The sequence below is a fragment of the Amycolatopsis sp. cmx-4-61 genome, assembly GCF_046548775.1.
Taxonomy (GTDB): Bacteria; Actinomycetota; Actinomycetes; order Mycobacteriales; family Pseudonocardiaceae; genus Amycolatopsis.
Genome location: NZ_JAEBEI010000005.1, coordinates 211,444 through 225,035, shown reverse-complemented (window position 1 = coordinate 225,035; position 13,592 = coordinate 211,444). Strand labels below are relative to the sequence as shown.

At 69.8% G+C, this 13,592-nt stretch carries 14 protein-coding genes; 8 read left to right on the top strand and 6 right to left on the bottom strand.

Annotated elements, in window-relative coordinates; translation table 11 throughout:
* Positions 1-133 precede the first annotated feature (133 nt).
* Together eda and edd are read right to left on the bottom strand one after the other, a co-directional pair.
* A complete protein-coding gene (eda, locus tag ACLJOU_RS18005; protein WP_410568748.1) occupies positions 134-739 on the bottom strand; it encodes a bifunctional 4-hydroxy-2-oxoglutarate aldolase/2-dehydro-3-deoxy-phosphogluconate aldolase in 606 nt (201 codons plus the stop codon).
* On the bottom strand, positions 736-2,625 hold the full coding sequence (gene edd, locus ACLJOU_RS18000) for a phosphogluconate dehydratase (RefSeq protein ID WP_410568746.1): 1,890 nt from the start codon (positions 2,623-2,625) through the stop codon (positions 736-738). The genes eda and edd overlap by 4 nt, the downstream gene beginning before the upstream one ends.
* 246 nt (positions 2,626-2,871) lie before the next feature.
* Here edd and ACLJOU_RS17995 point away from each other — a divergent pair, with 246 nt between their 5' ends.
* The 4 genes from ACLJOU_RS17995 to ACLJOU_RS17980 all read left to right on the top strand — a co-directional run bounded on the left by ACLJOU_RS17995 (position 2,872) and on the right by ACLJOU_RS17980 (position 6,711).
* Positions 2,872-3,159, top strand: a complete 288-nt coding sequence (locus ACLJOU_RS17995) for a hypothetical protein (RefSeq protein WP_043783673.1) — start codon at positions 2,872-2,874, stop codon at positions 3,157-3,159.
* Positions 3,156-3,980, top strand: coding sequence for a hypothetical protein (locus ACLJOU_RS17990; RefSeq protein ID WP_410568744.1), 825 nt, complete (start codon positions 3,156-3,158; stop codon positions 3,978-3,980). Before ACLJOU_RS17995 ends, ACLJOU_RS17990 begins: the two co-directional genes overlap by 4 nt.
* Positions 3,981-4,045: 65 nt before the next feature.
* Positions 4,046-5,962 (top strand): fumarate reductase/succinate dehydrogenase flavoprotein subunit, encoded by a 1,917-nt coding sequence (locus ACLJOU_RS17985; RefSeq protein WP_410568742.1) that lies wholly within the window; start codon positions 4,046-4,048, stop codon positions 5,960-5,962.
* Complete coding sequence (locus ACLJOU_RS17980; protein ID WP_410568740.1) at positions 5,959-6,711, top strand: succinate dehydrogenase/fumarate reductase iron-sulfur subunit; 753 nt, start codon at positions 5,959-5,961, stop codon at positions 6,709-6,711. Before ACLJOU_RS17985 ends, ACLJOU_RS17980 begins: the two co-directional genes overlap by 4 nt.
* 59 nt (positions 6,712-6,770) lie before the next feature.
* Here the strand turns inward: ACLJOU_RS17980 and ACLJOU_RS17975 are convergent, their stop codons facing one another.
* A complete protein-coding gene (locus ACLJOU_RS17975) occupies positions 6,771-8,480 on the bottom strand; it encodes a restriction endonuclease (protein ID WP_410568738.1) in 1,710 nt (569 codons plus the stop codon).
* Between the two features lie 225 nt (positions 8,481-8,705).
* Between ACLJOU_RS17975 and ACLJOU_RS17970 the strand changes: the two genes are divergently transcribed.
* Both ACLJOU_RS17970 and ACLJOU_RS17965 read left to right on the top strand, forming a co-directional pair.
* Positions 8,706-9,230 carry a GNAT family N-acetyltransferase gene (locus ACLJOU_RS17970; RefSeq protein WP_410568736.1) on the top strand — a complete coding sequence of 175 codons (525 nt, stop codon included), beginning with the start codon at positions 8,706-8,708 and terminating at the stop codon, positions 9,228-9,230.
* Positions 9,227-10,342, top strand: a complete 1,116-nt coding sequence (locus ACLJOU_RS17965; protein WP_410568734.1) for an amidohydrolase family protein — start codon at positions 9,227-9,229, stop codon at positions 10,340-10,342. The genes ACLJOU_RS17970 and ACLJOU_RS17965 overlap by 4 nt, the downstream gene beginning before the upstream one ends.
* Here ACLJOU_RS17965 and ACLJOU_RS17960 read toward each other — a convergent pair.
* Together ACLJOU_RS17960 and ACLJOU_RS17955 are read right to left on the bottom strand one after the other, a co-directional pair.
* A complete protein-coding gene (locus ACLJOU_RS17960; RefSeq protein ID WP_410568732.1) occupies positions 10,326-10,442 on the bottom strand; it encodes a DUF397 domain-containing protein in 117 nt (38 codons plus the stop codon). The genes ACLJOU_RS17965 and ACLJOU_RS17960 overlap by 17 nt on opposite strands.
* A gap of 69 nt (positions 10,443-10,511) precedes the next feature.
* On the bottom strand, positions 10,512-11,363 hold the full coding sequence (locus ACLJOU_RS17955; RefSeq protein WP_410568730.1) for a helix-turn-helix domain-containing protein: 852 nt from the start codon (positions 11,361-11,363) through the stop codon (positions 10,512-10,514).
* A 170-nt stretch (positions 11,364-11,533) separates the two neighbouring features.
* Here ACLJOU_RS17955 and ACLJOU_RS17950 point away from each other — a divergent pair, with 170 nt between their 5' ends.
* Both ACLJOU_RS17950 and ACLJOU_RS17945 read left to right on the top strand, forming a co-directional pair.
* Positions 11,534-12,577 (top strand): DUF4037 domain-containing protein, encoded by a 1,044-nt coding sequence (locus ACLJOU_RS17950; protein ID WP_410568729.1) that lies wholly within the window; start codon positions 11,534-11,536, stop codon positions 12,575-12,577.
* Positions 12,570-13,244 carry a YoaK family protein gene (locus tag ACLJOU_RS17945; RefSeq protein WP_410568727.1) on the top strand — a complete coding sequence of 225 codons (675 nt, stop codon included), beginning with the start codon at positions 12,570-12,572 and terminating at the stop codon, positions 13,242-13,244. Before ACLJOU_RS17950 ends, ACLJOU_RS17945 begins: the two co-directional genes overlap by 8 nt.
* Here ACLJOU_RS17945 and ACLJOU_RS17940 read toward each other — a convergent pair.
* The gene (locus tag ACLJOU_RS17940) at positions 13,231-13,584 is read right to left on the bottom strand and encodes a DUF6204 family protein (RefSeq protein WP_410568725.1); all 354 of its coding nucleotides are present in this window, start codon (positions 13,582-13,584) and stop codon (positions 13,231-13,233) included. The genes ACLJOU_RS17945 and ACLJOU_RS17940 overlap by 14 nt on opposite strands.
* Between the last annotated feature and the right edge of the window lie 8 nt (positions 13,585-13,592).

Here is a 13,592-nt window from a genome sequence, read left to right as displayed (position 1 = left end):
AGCCGGCCCGGCGCGCACGCCACATGGTCCACAATGGACTCCGTCGACGGCCGGGGTCACGCGGTAGCGGCTCGAAGCACCGTTCCGGCTCACTGGAACGGTGCTCCCGGGAAGCCGACCCCGATCGGCTCCGCTACAGCGTCGCGGCTTCCGCGGCCAGCTTCTCGATCGTGGCGGGGTCGAGCGAGGCCGTCAGCCACGAGCCGCCGATGCAGCCGACGTTCGGCAGCGCCAAGTAGGACGGCGCCGAGGCCACGGTGATCCCGCCGGTGGGGCAGAACCGCAGAGAAGGCAACGGACCCGCGATCGACTTCAGGAACGCGACGCCGCCGGACGCCTCCGCCGGGAAGAACTTCAGTGCCGTCAAGCCGCGCTCGGCCAGCCGCATCGCCTCCGACACCGTGCTCGCGCCGGGCAGGAACGGCAGGCCGGTCTCGAAGCACGCGTCGATGACCGCGTCCGTGCTGCCTGGCGTCACGAGGAACTTGGCGCCCGCGTCGGCGGCCTGCTTCGCCTGGTCCGGCGAGGTCACGGTGCCGGCGCCGATGACGATGTCCGGCACTTCGGCCGCGACGCGCTCGATCGCCGACAGCGCCGCGGGGGTGCGCAGGGTCAGCTCGATGACCCCGATCCCGCCGGCGAGCAGGGCCCGGGCCGTGGGCACCGCGTCGGCGGCGTCGTCGATCACCACGACGGGCATCACGGGGGACAGCTCGAGCAGGTCCTGACCGGTGGTCACTGACCGACCTCCTGGGTTGCGTAAGCGGGCATTCCGAAGTGCTCCGGCGTCAAGCCGCCGAACACCGAAGCGCCCTGGTCGGCGGGGCCGACCGCCCGGCGCAACGCGGCGAACAGCTCTCGGCCGGTGCCGGTCCAGGATGCTTCGGACGGCGGCGAGTCCACAAGCGCACGGCGGGCGAGTTCTTCGTCACCGACGAGCACGTCGAGGCTGCCCGCGGACGCGTCCAGCCGGATGACGTCGCCGTCGGCGATGCGCGCGATCGGGCCGCCCGCCGCGGCTTCCGGCGTCACCTGGATCGCGGCCGGGATCTTGCCCGACGCCCCCGACATCCGGCCGTCGGTGAGCAACGCCACGGCGTGCCCGCGGTCCATCAACACACCAAGAGCCGGGGTCAGGCCGTGCAGCTCCGGCATGCCGTTGGCCCGCGGGCCCTGCTGCCGGATCACCACGACGACGTCGCGGTCCAGTTCGCCGGCCTCGAACGCGGCCGTGAAGTCCTCCTGCGTGGTGAACACCCGTGCCGGCGCCTGGACGACGCGATGCTCGGGCGCCACCGCGGACACCTTCACCACCGCGCGGCCGAGGTTCCCCTTGACCATCCGCAAGCCGCCGTCCGCGGCGAAGGGTCGCCAGGCCGGGCGCAGGACCTCTTCGTCGAGGCTGCGGGTGGGCACGTCCCGCCAGACCAGCTCGCCGTCGGACAGGATCGGTTCGGCGCGGTAGCGGTGCAGCCCGAGCCCGGCCACCGTGTGGACGTCTTCGTGCAGCAAGCCGGCGTCGAGCAGGGTCCCGACCAGGAACTGGATGCCGCCGGCGGCGTGGAAGTGGTTGATGTCGGCGCTGCCGTTCGGGTACACCCGCGCCAGCAGCGGCACGACGGCCGAGAGGTCGGAGAAGTCGTCCCAGGTCAGCTGGATGCCCGCGGCCGCGGCGATGGCGACCAGGTGCATCGTGTGGTTGGTCGACCCGCCGGTGGCGAGCAGCGCGATGACGCCGTTGACGAACGCCTTCTCGTCGAGGATCCGCGCGACCGGCGTGTACTCCTCGCCGCGCGAAATCGCCACGACGCGCCGCCCGGCCTCTTCGGTCAGCGCGCGGCGCAACGAAGAACCCGGCTGGACGAAGCTGGCGCCGGGCAGGTGCAGGCCCATCACCTCGACGACCATCTGGTTCGAGTTGGCCGTGCCGTAGAAGGTGCAGGTGCCGGCCGAGTGGTAGGACGCCGCTTCGGCGTCGAGGAGGTCTTCGCGGGTGGCCAGGCCCTCGGCGTAGAGCTGCCGGACGCGCGCCTTCTCCTTGTTCGGCAGCCCGGAGTTCATCGGCCCCGCGGGAACCAGCACGGCCGGCAGGTGCCCGAACGAGAGGGCGCCGATCAGCAGGCCCGGCACGATCTTGTCGCAGACGCCCAGCAGCAGCGACGCGTCGAACATGTCGTGCGACAGCGCGATCGCCGTCGACATCGCGATGACCTCGCGGCTGAACAGCGACAGCTCCATGCCCGCGCGGCCCTGCGTGATGCCGTCGCACATCGCGGGCACGCCGCCGGCGAACTGGGCGACACCCCCGGCGGAGCGCACGGACTTCTTCAGCCACGCCGGGTACTCCTGCATCGGCTGGTGCGCCGAAAGCAGGTCGTTGTACGACGACACGATCGCGACGCCGGGAGCGCGCACGGCTCGCAGCGCCTCCTTGTCGACGCCGTCCATCGCGGCGAAGCCGTGGGCGAGGTTGCTGCAGGCGAGGCCGCGGCGCACCGGGCCTTCGGCATAGGCTGCGGCCGTGCGGTCGAGGTAGGCGGTTCGGGTGGCGGCGCTGCGCGCGGCGATCCGCGCGGTGACTTCGGCGACGACCGGGTGCAGCGAGGTGGCAGGGGCGGGGCTCATGTCCGGCTCCGGATCACTGGGTGGGGTGGTCCGCGGGACGGCAGCGCTGACGCCTCTGGGTCGTGACACTGGCCACACTACCTCGGGAAAACGCCGAATCAAAATCGATTCAGAAGATCGACCCGCGTGACCCCGATCACCCTCGGAACCGTTAGTGTGCTAGTTGTCACACTGCACGACGCGCGGCAGTGCCTTCGAAGGTTGCCTTCGCCGGTTCCCTGCCAGCCCCACCACACGGGAGGCATGATGTCCACCTCCGAGATCGCCGAGCTGCGGCGAACCATCGGCCAGCTCCGGCAGTGCGTCGGCGCACTGCGCTCTCGCTACGGCGACGCGTCGGCGGTGCGCCGGCTCGCCAACGACGTCGAGCGCCTCGACATCGACATCGCGGACCTCGACGGCGTGCCGCTCGCGGTGCCCGCCCAGGCGAAGGCCGCCGAACGCGTCCCCGTCCCCGACACCCCCTACGACCCGGCGCTGTGGCACGGCGCCGATGACGAAGGCGTCGGCGGCTACAAGCGCGACCAGCGGTGAGCGCTCCCGCTGACAACGGCGTCGGCACCGGCGTCCGGGCCCCGAAGCGGGCCCGGATCGCCGAGCGCACCCTCCGCACGGACCGGTGGTGGCTCCAGCCGCTGCTGACCGTGCTCGGACTGTCGGCGTTCCTCGTCTACGCGACGATCCGGTCGTTCGTGCGCACCGCCTACTGGGTGCCCGACTACCACTACCTGACGCCGTTCTACTCGCCGTGCCTGTCCACCTCCTGCGTCGAAGGCTCGAGCCACTTCGGCCACTGGTTCGGCGACCTGCCCGGATTCATCCCGCTCGGCTTCGTGGTGCTGCCGTTCCTGCTCGGGTTCCGCCTGACCTGCTACTACTACCGCAAGGCGTACTACCGGTCGGTGTGGTTCTCCCCGCCCGCCTGCGCCGTCGCGGAACCGCACACCAAGTACACCGGCGAGACGCGGCTGCCGCTGATCATCCAGAACGTCCACCGCTACTTCTTCTACGTCGCGCTGATCGTCTCGCTCATCAACACCTACGACGCGATCACGGCGTTCCATGGCAAGACCGGCGGCTTCGGGTTCGGGCTGGGCAACCTCATCCTGCTCGCCAACGTGATCCTGCTCTGGGCGTACACGCTTTCCTGCCACTCCTGCCGGCACGTGACCGGCGGCCGGCTGAAGCACTTCTCCAAGCACCCGGTGCGCTACTGGATCTGGACGCAGGTCACGAAGCTCAACACCCGCCACATGACGCTGGCCTGGACGACGCTCGGCACGCTGGTGCTGACCGACTTCTACGTCATGCTCGTGGCGAGCGGCGCGATCTCGGACCTGAGATTCGTCAACTAGCGCACCTTCTCCCAGCAGTGTTCCCGAAAACCTGACGTCCCCCAGTTCCGAGGTGGAATTCCTTCATGACCGAGGTCGAACGGCACAGCTACGACGTGGTGGTGATCGGTGCCGGTGGCGCCGGTCTGCGCGCCGTGATCGAAGCCCGCGAACGCGGTTTCCGCGTCGCGGTCGTGTGCAAGTCCCTGTTCGGCAAGGCGCACACGGTGATGGCCGAGGGCGGGTGCGCGGCGTCGATGGGCAACGCGAACTCGAACGACAACTGGCAGGTCCACTTCCGCGACACCATGCGCGGCGGGAAGTTCCTCAACAACTGGCGGATGGCCGAGCTGCACGCCAAGGAGGCACCGGACCGCGTCTGGGAGCTCGAGACCTACGGCGCGCTCTTCGACCGCACCGCCGACGGCCGGATCAGCCAGCGCAACTTCGGCGGGCACACGTACCCGCGGCTGGCGCACGTCGGTGACCGCACCGGGCTGGAGCTCATCCGCACGATGCAGCAGAAGATCGTTTCGCTGCAGCAGGAGGACTTCGCCGAGACCGGGGACTACGAGGCGAAGATCAAGGTCTTCGCCGAGTGCACGGTCACCGAGCTGCTCACCACCGAGGGCCGGATCGCCGGCGCGTTCGGCTACTGGCGCGAGAGCGGGCGGTTCATCCTCTTCGAGGCGCCCGCGGTCGTGCTCGCCACCGGCGGCATCGGCAAGTCGTTCAAGGTGACGTCGAACTCGTGGGAGTACACCGGGGACGGCCACGCGCTGGCCCTGCGGGCGGGCGCGAAGCTGATCAACATGGAGTTCGTCCAGTTCCACCCGACCGGGATGGTCTGGCCGCCGAGCGTCAAGGGCATCCTCGTCACCGAGGGCGTGCGCGGCGACGGCGGCGTCCTGAAGAACTCCGACGGCAAGCGGTTCATGTTCGAGTACGTGCCCGACGTCTTCAAGGGGCAGTACGCCGAAAGCGAAGAGGAAGCCGACCGCTGGTACGCCGACGCGGACAACAACCGGCGCACGCCGGACCTGCTGCCCCGCGACGAGGTGGCCCGCGCGATCAACTCCGAGGTCAAGGAGGGGCGCGGCTCTCCGCACGGCGGCGTCTTCCTCGACATCGCCAGCCGGCTGCCGGCCGAGGAGATCCGCCGGCGGCTGCCGTCGATGTACCACCAGTTCAAGGAGCTGGCGGACGTCGACATCACCGCGGAGCCGATGGAGGTGGGCCCGACCTGCCACTACGTCATGGGCGGCATCGAGGTCGACCCGGACACGGCGGCGGCGAGCGTGCCCGGCCTGTTCGCGGCCGGCGAGTGCTCGGGCGGCATGCACGGCTCCAACCGGCTCGGCGGCAACTCGCTGTCCGACCTGCTGGTGTTCGGCCGGCGGGCCGGGCTCGGCGCGGCCGAGTACGTGCTGGGCCTCGAGGGCAGGCCGGTGGTGCAGGAGTCCGATGTGGACGCCGCGGCGACGATGGCGCTCGCGCCGTTCGACCCGCCCGCCGGTGCTTCGGCGGAGAACCCGTACACCCTGCACACCGAACTCCAGCAGTCGATGAACGACCTGGTCGGCATCATCCGCAAGGCGGGCGAGATCGAGCAGGCGCTGGTGAAGCTGGCCGAGCTGCGGCAGCGGATCCTGCGCGTCACCGTCGAGGGGCACCGGCAGTTCAACCCCGGCTGGCACCTCGCGATCGACCTGCGCAACATGCTGATGGTCAGCGAGTGCGTCGCGAAGGCGGCGCTGACGCGGACCGAAAGCCGCGGCGGGCACACGCGCGACGACTTCCCGAGCATGGAAGCCGACTGGCGCAACAAGCTCCTCGTATGCTCGGCCACCCCGGGCGACAATCCGGTGGTGCCGGACATCGACGTCGAGGTCAAGGCGCAGGAACCGCTGCGGCAGGACCTGCTGGAGCTGTTCGAATTCGGCGAACTCGGGAAGTACTACACCGACGCGGAGCTCGAGACCCACCCGGGGAGCAAGGCATGAGTTACAAGGCGAGTTTCCGGGTCTGGCGCGGCGACGCCGGCGGCGGCGAGCTGCAGGACTTCACGGTGGAGGTGAACGAGGGCGAGGTCGTCCTCGACATCATCCACCGGCTGCAAGCGACCCAGGCCGCGGACCTCGCCGTGCGCTGGAACTGCAAGGCGGGCAAGTGCGGCTCGTGCTCGGCGGAGATCAACGGCCGCCCGCGCCTGCTGTGCATGACGCGGATGTCGACGTTCACCGAGGACGAGGTGATCACGGTGACGCCGATGCGGACGTTCCCGGTGATCCGCGACCTCGTCACCGACGTGTCGTTCAACTACACGAAGGCGCGCGAAATCCCGTCGTTCACGCCGCCGGCGGACCTGAAGCCGGGCGAGTACCGGATGCAGCAGGTCGACGTCGAGCGGTCGCAGGAGTTCCGCAAGTGCATCGAGTGCTTCCTGTGCCAGAACACCTGCCACGTGGTGCGTGACCACGAGGAGAACAAGGAAGCCTTCGCCGGGCCGCGGTACCTGATGCGGATCGCGGAGCTGGAGATGCACCCGCTGGACGTCGCCGACCGCCGTGACGCGGCCCAGGACGAGCACGGGCTCGGGTACTGCAACATCACGAAGTGCTGTTCCGAGGTGTGCCCGGAGGGCATCCACATCACGGACAACGCGCTGATCCCGATGAAGGAGCGCGTCGCGGACCGCAAGTACGACCCGATCGTGTGGCTGGGCAACAAGCTCTTCCGCCGGGACAAGTAGGGCTTTCTCCTCGACGCTCGCGAACCGGCTTCGGGCCGGTTCGCGAGCGTCTTTTTGCGCTATGCCTCCGGCGGCACGATCTTCGCTTCCATGCCCGCGTGCTCGGTCAAAAGGTAGAGCAGGTTCGAACCGTCGATGAGCTCGAGCGGCTTCCCGGCGGCGAAGTCGTAGCTCGCCGGACCGTAACCGGATGTCGTCACGAGGATGCCTTTGGACGCACCCTCGTTCTGCATTGTCCCGAAAAGGTCGCGAACGGCCGACACATCGACGGTGTTGCGGTACCGCTTGGCCTGGATCACCACCTTTCCGCCGAAGATGGGCCGCGGATCGAACGCGACGCAGTCGACGCCGCCATCCCGCGACGGGCGGGTCTGCTTGGTGTCGAGTCCCATTCTGCTGAACAAGTTCTGGATGAGGGCTTCGAACTCGCTGGGGGTCAGCTCCATGAGGTTCGGTCGCTGGTCGAGGCCCGATAGGACATCGGTTTCTTCGATGAACCGCTTGTCGACCATGTCGAACTCCAGCACCGGGCGCACCGGGGCCAGGTCGCTCGGCCGCTTGGACACCGAGGCGTTCAGCCGTTCCAGGCAGGCAAGCGGCTCCACGAGGGCCAAGTCGAGATCGGCGAACACCTCGCGGGTGGTACGGACAGTGACCAGGCACGGTCGCACCTCCTTGCCCGTCCCGGGGTCGGTGGTGGTGACCATGCCGTTGAAGACGACGGTGTCCACGAGCCCGGCTCGGTCGGCCTCGAAGATTTCGTGAAGGGTGCGAAGGGCGATCTGGGCGACCACGGAACCGTACAGCGCCTTGATTTCACGGACCGGCCGTGCGGTCGAAGTCACCTCGTCCTTGGACTTGACGTACTTGTACTCGCGCACAGCCGGAACGCAAGTGAGATTCGGAAGTTCGTACTCCACGACGAGCTGAGTGGATTCGGGGATGTAGGCGAGCCGGTACTGCTGGGGGAACTTCTCCGGGTAGTCGGAATTGGCCAGGACCAGCGTGAAGTACTCGAGAACTGCCTGAGGTTCACGCCGGGCGAAGGCAGCCGCCAGGGCGGCCACGTCCGCGTTGTGTGCTGCGACTTCGCTTTCCCGTTCCGCACATTGTTCGTCGTAGGCGGCCTTGGCCTTCTTCAATGCCTCGCCGCGCGCATGCTCGGCCTGCTGGTGTTTACGTGCTGCAGCGGCGTTGCGCTGCTGTACGGCGCCCAGCTCTTGATGCCAGGCAGCATGGGCGTGAGAGAACTTTTGCTGGGCCGCAAGGACATCCCGATCGTACTTGCCCTTGCCGAAGACCTTGGCCATTCCGGTAGGTGGTGGCGGGGCGAACTGGTCGAAGGAAGGTTCTTGACGTGCACTCTCGAGCCGCGGTGGCGGTGTGGCGCGTCCGACGGCTCCCGGTGCGAACGGTGGGTGCTCAGCGGTGCGCTTCAGCGATTCGAGGTCGATGAAGTCGTCTACTTCGAGTGTCGCGGAGAGGAGCTGTTCCAGCTCTGCCACCTCGGCTTCGAGGTCGGCGTTCTGGCTGGTCACCCGCGCCTGCTGGAGTTCGAGGTGGGCTTGCTTCTGCTGCTTGATGGCGTCGGCTCGCGCCCGGGCATCGGCCTTTGCATGCTGTTCGGCCAATCGCAAAGCCACGGTCTGGGTGCGGAGAGCTTCCCGCTCCGCCCGTTGTGCATCCCGCTGGGCTTGCGCTTGCTGGCGTGCGTAGGTTGCCGCCGCCCGCTGCCTCTCCCGCTGGCGACGGGCTGCGTCCCGCTGCATTTGAACGAGAATCCCGGTACGCCGTGCCATCGGTGCTCCGTCCCCTTCAGGTCGCTGATCGGTCGGCGCGAACTGGCTTCGGACATGGCTGGAAGGACAGTGCGCCGACGTGGTTGTTGATCGCTGGCCGAAGAAAAACTGATACGTCTTGTGATCGTTCCGTTACGGGCGCGGGGCGAGGTGCGGCCGGTTTCGGCTTCGTGCGGTGCACGGCAGTATGGCGGTATGGAGATCGAGGTGCTGCCGCCGTCCGCAGGTGCCGCGGTGATCGAACGGGTCGCCGAGCTGGTCAACGAGGTCTACGCCGAAGCCGAGAAGGGGCTCTGGGTCGGCAGCACCGACCGGACGTCCGCCGACGAGGTGGCGGGCTTCGTGCGGGACGGGGAGATCGCCGTCGCCTTCGTGGACGGGGAGATTGCCGGGTCGGTGCGGATCCAGCGGCTCGACGACGTGACCGGGGAGTTCGGCATGCTCGCCGCCGATCCGGCGCGGCGGGGGCTCGGGGTCGGGCGGGAGCTCGTGCGGTTCGCCGAGCGGACGAGCCGGGCTGCCGGGTGCCGGGAGATGCAGCTCGAACTGCTGGTGCCGCGGGACTGGACGCATCCGGCGAAGCAGTTCCTGGCCGAGTGGTACGGCCGGCTCGGTTACCGCGTGACGCACCGCGCCGACCTCGCTCAGGACTACCCGCACCTCGCGCCCTCGCTGGCCACGCCGTGCGACTTCCTGATCTACCGCAAGGATCTCGGGTGACGGTGCTCGTCGGGGCGCGCGTGTTCGACCCCGAGACCGGGGAAAGCACCCGCGCGGACGTCCGGTTGGCCGGCTCACGCATCGCCGAGGTCGGCCTGGGGCTCGACGGCGAGCGCGTCGACTGCTCGGGCGGGCTGCTGATTCCCGGGCTCATCGACTGCCACGTGCACGTGGCCTTCCCGCGGCCCGAGCCGTTGCCGCGCAGTGCGCGCATTCTCGAGGCCGTGCCGGTGTTGCGGCGGCTGCTGGCGCGCGGGGTCACCACCGTCCGGGACGCCTGGGGCGCCGACGCCGGGTTCAAGCACGCCCTGCGTGCAGGGTGGATCGCCGGGCCCGATCTGCTGGTCAGCCTGCGTCAGCTCGGCCCGACCGGCGGGCTCGGCGACGACTGGGAGCCGCCCGCGGGCGCCGTCGACCACTTCGGGGACCCGTCGCTGCCCGACCCGCTGTTCGACGGGCCGGACGCGGCGCGCGCGGCCGTCCGCCGGATGGTGCGGGCGGGCGCCGACTGGGTCAAGGTCGGCGCGAACGGGGCGATGCGGGCCGTGCGCTCGGGCGCGGACGTGCGCCCCACCGACGACGAGCTCGCCGCGCTGGTCGACGAAGCCCGCCGCTGTGGCCGGGACGTCCTGGCCCACGCGCACACGGCGGAAGCCGTTGTCTCGGCCGCCGGCGCCGGGGCGCGCAGCATCGAGCACGGCACCTTCCTCGACGACTCCGCAGTCGCCGCCCTGGCCGGCGCTTGGTACGTGCCGACGCTCTCGCCGATCAGCGACAGCGAGTTCGCCGAGACGCATCGCCGTTCGCTGCGCCTCGCGGCCGAAGCGGGCGTGCGCATTGCCGCGGGCTCGGACCTCGCCCCGCGTCCCCATGTCGACTTGACGACCGAACTGCGGCTGCTGGCCGAGGTGCTCGGCGAGGCGGCCGCCCTGAAGGCGGCCACCTCCGAGGCGGCCCGGTTGCTCCGCTTCGACGGCGACCGCGGCCGCATCGAGCCGGGGTTGCGCGCCGACCTGGTGCTGCTGGACGGCACGGATCTCGACGTGACCGACCTGCCCGGGCGGACCCGGGCGGTGTGGCACGACGGGAAAGCCGTCAGCGCAGTGAACTGAGCAGCGCGTTCCACGCGGGGTGGGCGACGGTCACGTGCCCGGCGGTGGGCGCCTTCGAGTCGCGGACCGCGGTGCCCTTCGGGGTCAGGGCCACTTCCACGCAGGTCTGGTGTTCCTGGCCTTCACTGTGGCTGCTCTTGAACCAAGTCCGCTGTCGGCCCACCCTCGATCACTCCCTCAGGCGTTCGTACTCGTCCGCGAACCGGACGAGCCACTCACGCGATTGTCCCTCGGGAAGGGCCACTTGTTCCAGGCGTGTGACGAGAAGGTAGAACGCTTCCACCGCGACGCGCTCGTCCACGAACAATCCGGCGGTGAAGGTCTCCTCGTAGACCACCGGTGCGTGTTCGGGGAATTCCATGATCGTGAAGGTCGTGCTCAACACGCGGAACGTGGGGTCGGACTCCGGCACCACCCGGATGACGCAGTGCGGGAGGTTGGTGGCCAGCACGAGGTTCTGCAGCTGTTCGTGCATGAGCGCCGGATCGCCCACGACCGAGCGCAAAGCGCGCTCGTGTACGAAAAAGGTGGAGATGGGCGGGTGGGGGCGCTGCAGTAGCTGCTGCCGGTCCACGCGGGCCCGCGTGAGCATGCCGAGCCGATCGGCGGTGTAGCGCCCGGTGAGCTCGAAACAGGTGCGGACGTACTCCTCGGTCTGCAGCATCCCGGGGATGGCGGCCGGGCTGTAGTAGATGATCGATCGCGCGAGGTTTTCCTGGATGATCAGCGATTTCATCGGGTCGACGAGCTTGTCGAAGTAGGGCCGCACCCAGTACAGGTCACTGGGCGGCTCGGCCAGCTCGAGGAGCCGCGCGCGTTCGGCGGCCTTGGTGCCGCAGTGGGCGAGGTAGATCGCGGCGTCGATCGGCGAGATGCGGCGGCCGTTCTCCCAAGCCGACACCTTCGACGCCGACCAGTCCGCGCGGCGGGCCAGCTCGCGCAGGGTCAGCCGTTTCAGCTCGCGCTGGCTCTTGAGTTCGTAGGCCATTTCCCGCGTGCGCACCGTGCTCTTTTCGGTCATGGCAGGGACGGTAGAGGGGACCTCCGACAAAACGGCGTGCGCCGCGCGCGGATTCACCGCAAGGAGGTCGGTGTTTCGCCTGTGTGACAACGAAAAGCGGTCGCGAAGCGCTGCGAAGCTGCTTCGCAAAATGAAGCGCGCTTCGCGCCTTCGCGCGACACAATGGGCCCATGGAATTCACTCCAGGAATCGAACTGTCCCGGCGGTTCCACGCCGAAGCGGTCCGCCCGATCCTGCGGCGGGCGTTCCCGCGCATCCGGTACACCGCCGCGCTCATCGGGTACGGCTCCGAGGTGCTGGGCTTCGATTCGCCCCGCTCCACCGACCACAACTGGGGGCCGCGGCTGCTGCTGTTCCCCGACGGCGACGCAGCCGGGCTCCCCGGCCTGCTCGCCGACCACCTGCCCCGCACCTTCCTCGGGTACTCGACGCACTTCGTCACCGACGACGAGGGCACCCGGCTCCTCGCCCCGGCGTCCGGCCGGGTCGACCACGGCGTCGTCGTCGCCGGGCTCGACGAGTGGGTCCGCGGAACGCTCGGGTTCGACCCGCGCCGGCCGGCGCGGGCCGACTGGCTCGCGACCCCCACGCAGGTCTTCGCCGAATTCACCGGCGGCGCGGTGTTCCACGACGACCTCGGGCTCGAAACCCTGCGGCAGCACGTCGCCTGGTACCCGGACGACGTCTGGCGGTACGTCCTGGCCTGCCAATGGCAGCGGATCGGCCAGGAGGAGGCCTTCGTCGGGCGGTGCGGCGAGGCCGGGGACGAACTGGGGTCCGCGGTCGTCGCCGCGCGGCTCGTCCGAGACCTGATGCGGCTGTGCCTGCTCATGGCGCGCCGGTACCCGCCGTACAGCAAGTGGCTCGGCAGCGCCTTCGCCCGGCTGCCCGCGGCCGCGCGGCTCACCCCGCACCTCACCGCCGCGCTGGCCGCGACCACCTGGCACGAACGCGAGCGGCACCTCGTGGCCGCCTACGAGCGCGTCGCCGGACTGCACAACGCCCTCGGCCTGACCGGCCCGGTGGAGCCGCGGACCAGCGGCTACCACGACCGGCCGTACCAGGTGATCCACGCCGGCCGCTTCGTGACGGCGCTGCTCGCGGGGACGCGGCCGGCCGCCCTGACCGGGGCGATCGACCAGTTCGTGGACAACACCGACGCGCTCGGGGACCGCGCGTTCACGCGCCGGGTGGTTGACTGCCCGCATGGCTGAACCGAAACCGCGGGACCTGGCCGCGCTGCTGCTGACGCTGACCGTCGTCACCGGGGTGGTCGACGCCGTCAGCTTCCTCGGGCTGGGCCGGGTGTTCGTGGCCAACATGACCGGGAACGTCGTGTTCCTCGGGTTCGCCGCGGCGGGGGAGACGACGCTGTCGGTGGTCGCCTCGCTGACCGCGGTCCTGGCGTTTCTGGCCGGCGCGCTCGCCGGTGGCCGGCTGGCCCGTCGCGGGGACGACTACGACACCCTCCGGCAGGCCACCGCGGCGCAGGCGGCGCTGATTGCCGTCGCCGTCGTGCTGTCGGCGACGCTCGGCAGTTCCACGCGGCTGGGCAGCGAACTGCTGATCGTCGCGCTCGGGCTGGCGATGGGCCTGCAGAACGCGGCCGTCCGCCGGATCGGGGCGCCCGATCTGACGACCACCGTGCTGACGATGACGCTGACCGGCTTCGCCGCCGACTCGAAGGCCGCCGGCGGGCCGGGTGCGCACCCGCTGCGGAAGATCGCCGCGGTGGGGGCGATGCTCGCCGGCGCTTTCGTGGGCGGACTGCTTCAGCTGCACGTGGCGATGTGGGTCGCGCTCGGCCTGGCTCTCGTGCTGGTCCTGGGGGTGCTGACGGTGCTGCAGTTCGGCCGGCGGACGGCCGTCAGCGGCGGTTGACCTTGATGTCGTCCATGCAGGTCGAGCTGACCGTGAGGTCGCGGTACGGGTACCCCTCGCGGTCCAGCAGCTCCATCGCCATCAGCTCGGCGTGGTCGTGCGCCCGCGCAGTGGCGTCCTCGCCCGCCGCGACGTCGACAGCGACGTCGACAGCGACGTCGACGGTGACGGCGATGCGGAAGCTGAAGCCGCCCAGGTGCTTGCTGTAGGTGAGCGCTCCGCGTTCGCTGAACGACAGGTCGGCGAGGCTCTCGTCGCTCGCGTTGGCCCGCAGCTTTTCGCGGACGGCTTCGGCGGGCCGGTCGAACTTGCCCCGGACGAGGACGCGGTAGGTCGGCATGGGGGCGA

Coding starts and splice junctions, on each gene's coding strand:
- ACLJOU_RS17975 (WP_410568738.1), bottom strand. CDS start 8,480: ATGCAGCGGGACGCAGCCCGTCGCCAGCGGGAGAGGCAGCGGGCGGCG.
- edd (WP_410568746.1), bottom strand. CDS start 2,625: ATGAGCCCCGCCCCTGCCACCTCGCTGCACCCGGTCGTCGCCGAAGTC.
- ACLJOU_RS17985 (WP_410568742.1), top strand. CDS start 4,046: ATGACCGAGGTCGAACGGCACAGCTACGACGTGGTGGTGATCGGTGCC.
- ACLJOU_RS17955 (WP_410568730.1), bottom strand. CDS start 11,363: ATGACCGAAAAGAGCACGGTGCGCACGCGGGAAATGGCCTACGAACTC.
- ACLJOU_RS17980 (WP_410568740.1), top strand. CDS start 5,959: ATGAGTTACAAGGCGAGTTTCCGGGTCTGGCGCGGCGACGCCGGCGGC.
- ACLJOU_RS17950 (WP_410568729.1), top strand. CDS start 11,534: ATGGAATTCACTCCAGGAATCGAACTGTCCCGGCGGTTCCACGCCGAA.
- ACLJOU_RS17995 (WP_043783673.1), top strand. CDS start 2,872: ATGTCCACCTCCGAGATCGCCGAGCTGCGGCGAACCATCGGCCAGCTC.
- ACLJOU_RS17945 (WP_410568727.1), top strand. CDS start 12,570: ATGGCTGAACCGAAACCGCGGGACCTGGCCGCGCTGCTGCTGACGCTG.
- ACLJOU_RS17970 (WP_410568736.1), top strand. CDS start 8,706: ATGGAGATCGAGGTGCTGCCGCCGTCCGCAGGTGCCGCGGTGATCGAA.
- ACLJOU_RS17940 (WP_410568725.1), bottom strand. CDS start 13,584: ATGCCGACCTACCGCGTCCTCGTCCGGGGCAAGTTCGACCGGCCCGCC.